Raw genomic sequence first — 3,902 nt, forward strand, 5'->3', positions numbered from 1 at the left:
GAGCGCCCGGCCCGCTCGCCAGCCCCGTCAACGCCGGCTGGCTCCCCGACGGCGGCGTGCCCGGCCGCACCTCGGGCAACGTGCCCGACCACACGTCCGGCAGCGGTGCGGACCGCGACTCCAGCGGGCGGGACCGTACGTCCGGCGGGCCCTATCGCGGGCGGAGGCGGCGGCACGAGCGGCTGGCCGAGGAGCCCGCGTTCGCGTCGGACCTGCCGTCGCGCGGCCGCCGCCACCGCCGCCAGCAGCCCGGCTCGCCGGACGTCCACGGTCCCCGTCCCGGCGGTGCGCCGCAACCCGCCAGGGCGCCGTACGCCGGCCGGCAGGAGCAGGGGCAGCACGGACAGCACGGTCCTGCGGGTCGCGCGCAGTCCAGGCGGCCCGGCGAGGCGCGCGGCGCCGAGGCGTTCGTGCAGGACCTGCCGCTGAGGGGACGCAGGCACCGCAGGACGACCCGCCCCGACGACGGCCGTCAACTCGCCGGCGCGGGCGGCACCCGTCCCGGAAGAGGACGCCACCGCGCCTGACCGGGTCCCCCTACACGAGCCCGTGGTCGGCGGCGAAGGCGGCCAGCCGGGAGACGGCGTCGCGTCCGCGCGTCCACGGCCGTACGATGAGCCGTTCCACGCCGAGCGCCTCCCAGGCGGGCACCTCGTCGGGGGAGGCCGGCGCGTGGGCGTGCACCGTCACGGGCACCCCCGGCCCGAGCCGGTCGAGCTGCGGCCTGATCGACTCGATCGTGTGCGGCATGCTGATCCAGCCGTCGCAGAGCCGGGCCGCCCTGCGCAGGGCGGCGGCCGACTCCCCACCCGCGAGCACGGGCAGCCGCCTCTGCACCGGCTTCGGCTCGAACGCGACCTCCGGGAATGAGTAGAACCTCCCGGAATGAGCCACCACCGGCTCGCTCCAGAGTCGCCTGACCACCTCGATCGCCTCGTCCAGCCGCGCCCCGCGCGTGCCGAACGGGATGCCGGTCGCCTCCCACTCCCCTCGGTACCAGCCAGCGCCGACCCCGCAGATGGCCCGTCCCGACGAGACGACGTCCAGCGTGGCGAACGCCCGCGCCGACACGAAGGGGTGCCGCAGGGCGAGGAGCTGCACCGCCGTGCCGAGCTTGACGCGGGAGGTGAACGCGGCGAGCCAGCACAGACACGCGGGCGCGTCGAACAACGGCGTACCCGGTCTGATCCCCGGCGCGGTGCCGCCCGGGTAGCCCGCCGTCGACAGGTCGGTGGTGAGGACCAGGTGCTCGGGCAGCCACACCGACTCGAAGCCCAGCTCGTCCGCGGCCACCGCCACGTCCTTCCACGCGGCGGGATTCAGCAGCCCGAGGGGAACACCGAACTTCACGGGTACCGCCCCGGGCCGCCGCCGAGCACGGCGGTGCGCAGGCGTGCGCGGTGAGCGGCCGCGGTGCCGTACGCGGCGGACAACGACCAGGCCCGCGCGAGCCAGAACCGCAGATCCAGCTCCTCGGTGTACCCGATCGCCCCGTGCACCTGCAGCGCCGCCCGCGCCGCCAGGCCGGCGGCCTCCCCCGCGGCGGCCTTGGCGGCGCTGACGTCCCGTTCGGCGCTGGGCCGCGGCGCCCCTGCCGGCCCTCCCGCCGAGAGGGCCGCCCGGTGCACGAGGGGCGCGGCGAACTCGACGGCCACGGCGACGTCCGCGAGCCGGTGCTTGACGGCCTGGAACGACCCGATGGCCGCCCCGAACTGCGTCCTGGCCCGCGCGTACGCGACGGTGACCGCGAGCAGTTCCCTGGCGACCCCGATGAGCTGCGCCGCCGTGGCGACGGTGACGGCGAGCAGCGCGGACTCGACCGACCCTGCCAGTTCCTCCGACACCTCGAAGTCCACCTCGAACAGCGGCCGGCACGGATCGACGCCGGGGCGGGGCGCGAGGCGTACGGACTCCTTGCGGACCAGATGCCAGCCGCCTGCCCGCGCCACCACCAGCAGGTCGGCCAGGTCGGCGTCCGCCGCGTACGCCTGTCCCGGAGGCAGCACGCTCACGCACACCGTGCCGGAGGCCAGGCCGGGCAGGCTCGCCACCAGGTACGGCGCCAGCACGGCGGTCTCCACGACGGGCCCAGGAAGGCACGCCCGCCCTGTCTCCTCCAGCGCCGGCAGGACGTCGGCCGGCGACAACCCCAGGCCGCCGGAATCCGCGGGCAGCAGCAGCCCGAAGAAGCCGAGGCCGGCGAGCTGTTTCCAGGCGGGCCGCCGCTCGGTGCGCAGCTCGGACGGCGGGCAGTGCGCCCGCAGCACGTCGCGTACGGTCGCGCCCAGGGCGAGCTGGTCGCCGGTGAAGCCGAAGTTCACCGCCGCACCCCCGCCCTGGGCAGCCCGAGGACACGTTCGGCGATGATGGTGCGCTGGATCTCGTTCGTTCCCGCGTAGACGGGGCCCGCCAGCGCGAACAGGAACCCGTCGAGCCAGGCCGTGTCGCCCGCCCGGTCGCCGAGCAGGTCCATGGCGAGGGCGTGCATGCGCAGGTCCAGCTCGGACCAGAACACCTTACCCATGCTGGCCCGCGGCCCGGCTTGCTCGCCCGCCATGAGCCGCCGCGCGGTGGCGTACGTGTGCAGCCGGTACGCCTCCGCGTCTATCCAGCATCGGGCGGCCCGGTCGGCGAGGGCGGGGTCGGCGTCGCGGGCGAGCGCGACGAGCCGATCGGCGGTGGCGAGGAAACGTCCGGGGCTGCGCAGGGTCAGTCCGCGTTCGGACGACGTGGTGGCCATCGCGATCCGCCATCCGTCGCCCGGCTCGCCCAGCACCATCGACTCCGGCGCGAACACTCCGTCGAAGTGCAGTTCGGCGAACCCGGGCAGCCCGTCGAGCTGCGCGAGCGGCCGGACGACGACGTCGTCCATGGGGAACATGACGTACGTGAGGCCGTGGTGGCGCGTGCCGAAGGTGCGGAAGAGGCCGAATCCGTGGGTGGCGTGGGCGGCGCGCGAGCTCCACGTCTTGTGGCCGTACAGCCGCCGGCCGCCGGGCGCGGGCTCTGCTCTGGAGGTGAGGGCGGCCAGGTCGCTGCCGGCCTCGGGCTCCGACCAGGCCTGCGCCCAGACGTCGTCGCCCCTCGCCATCCGCGGCAGCCAGCGGTCGCGCTGCTCGGGCGTGCCGAATTCCATGAGGGACGGCCCCAGAAGGAAGATGCCGTTCTGGGTCACCCGGGCGGGGGCTCCGGCGGCCCAGTACTCCTCCTCGAAGATCAGCCAGTCGATGAGGGAGGCGCCGCGTCCGCCGTACCGCTCGGGCCACGAGACGACGGACAGCCGCGCCCCGGCCAGCAGCGCCTCCCAGGCGCGGTGTGCCGCGAAGCCCTCCGCGGTGTCCATGGGAGGAAGCGGTCGCGGCACGTGCGCGCGCAGCCAGTCACGAACCTCGGCTCGGAAGTCCCGCTCGGCCGGGGAGAAGTCGAGATCCACGTAACCAACCTAGCGCACGCTTGGTTCGCGTGCCAGGGGTCAACCGTGGAGCGCCCGTTCCAGCGCCGCCACCCGCGCCTCCACGGCTCTGCGGCTGAGCGCGGTGCCGGGCACCACGACGTCGAACCCGTGGAACGCCCCGGGATACAGGTGGAACTCCGTCGACACCCCTGCCTGCGCCAGCCGCAGCGCGTAGCCGGCGCACTCGTCCCTGAACACCTCCAGCTCCCCCACGTCGACGAACGTGGGCGGCAGCCCGGCGAGGTCGGCCGCCCTGGCCGGGGCCGCGTACGGGGAGACGTCGTCCGTGCCGATCGCGTCGCCGAGCAGCGCCCTCCAGCCGTAGAGGTTGGAGGCCCTGTCCCACCCCACCGCCTCGGTGAACTCCAGGCTGGACGGCGTGGTGTTGCGGTCGTCGAGCATCGGGCAGACCAGCAGCTGGAACACCACCCCCGGCTCGCTGTTGTCC

General features: G+C 75.1%; 4 protein-coding genes and 1 pseudogene. 1 reads left to right on the forward strand and 4 read right to left on the reverse strand.

All coding sequences use genetic code 11. The features are described from left to right. Positions 1-527: pseudogene (locus E1267_RS45160) on the forward strand (hypothetical protein); the annotation flags it as partial. A gap of 10 nt (positions 528-537) precedes the next feature. Here E1267_RS45160 and E1267_RS42940 read toward each other — a convergent pair. From E1267_RS42940 to E1267_RS42955, 4 genes are all read right to left on the reverse strand, one after another. After that, complete coding sequence (locus E1267_RS42940; protein ID WP_132341950.1) at positions 538-1,350, reverse strand: TIGR03619 family F420-dependent LLM class oxidoreductase; 813 nt, start codon at positions 1,348-1,350, stop codon at positions 538-540. Next, positions 1,347-2,321, reverse strand: a complete 975-nt coding sequence (locus tag E1267_RS42945; RefSeq protein ID WP_132341952.1) for an acyl-CoA dehydrogenase family protein — start codon at positions 2,319-2,321, stop codon at positions 1,347-1,349. Before E1267_RS42945 ends, E1267_RS42940 begins: the two co-directional genes overlap by 4 nt. Then, positions 2,318-3,433 (reverse strand): acyl-CoA dehydrogenase family protein, encoded by a 1,116-nt coding sequence (locus tag E1267_RS42950; protein WP_132341954.1) that lies wholly within the window; start codon positions 3,431-3,433, stop codon positions 2,318-2,320. The genes E1267_RS42945 and E1267_RS42950 overlap by 4 nt, the downstream gene beginning before the upstream one ends. Positions 3,434-3,472: 39 nt before the next feature. Beyond that, the coding region (locus E1267_RS42955; protein WP_165960119.1) for an alpha/beta hydrolase fold domain-containing protein at positions 3,473-3,902 on the reverse strand (430 nt) is incomplete at its 5' end.

Source organism: Nonomuraea longispora (genome assembly GCF_004348345.1).
Classification (GTDB): domain Bacteria; phylum Actinomycetota; class Actinomycetes; order Streptosporangiales; family Streptosporangiaceae; genus Nonomuraea; species Nonomuraea longispora.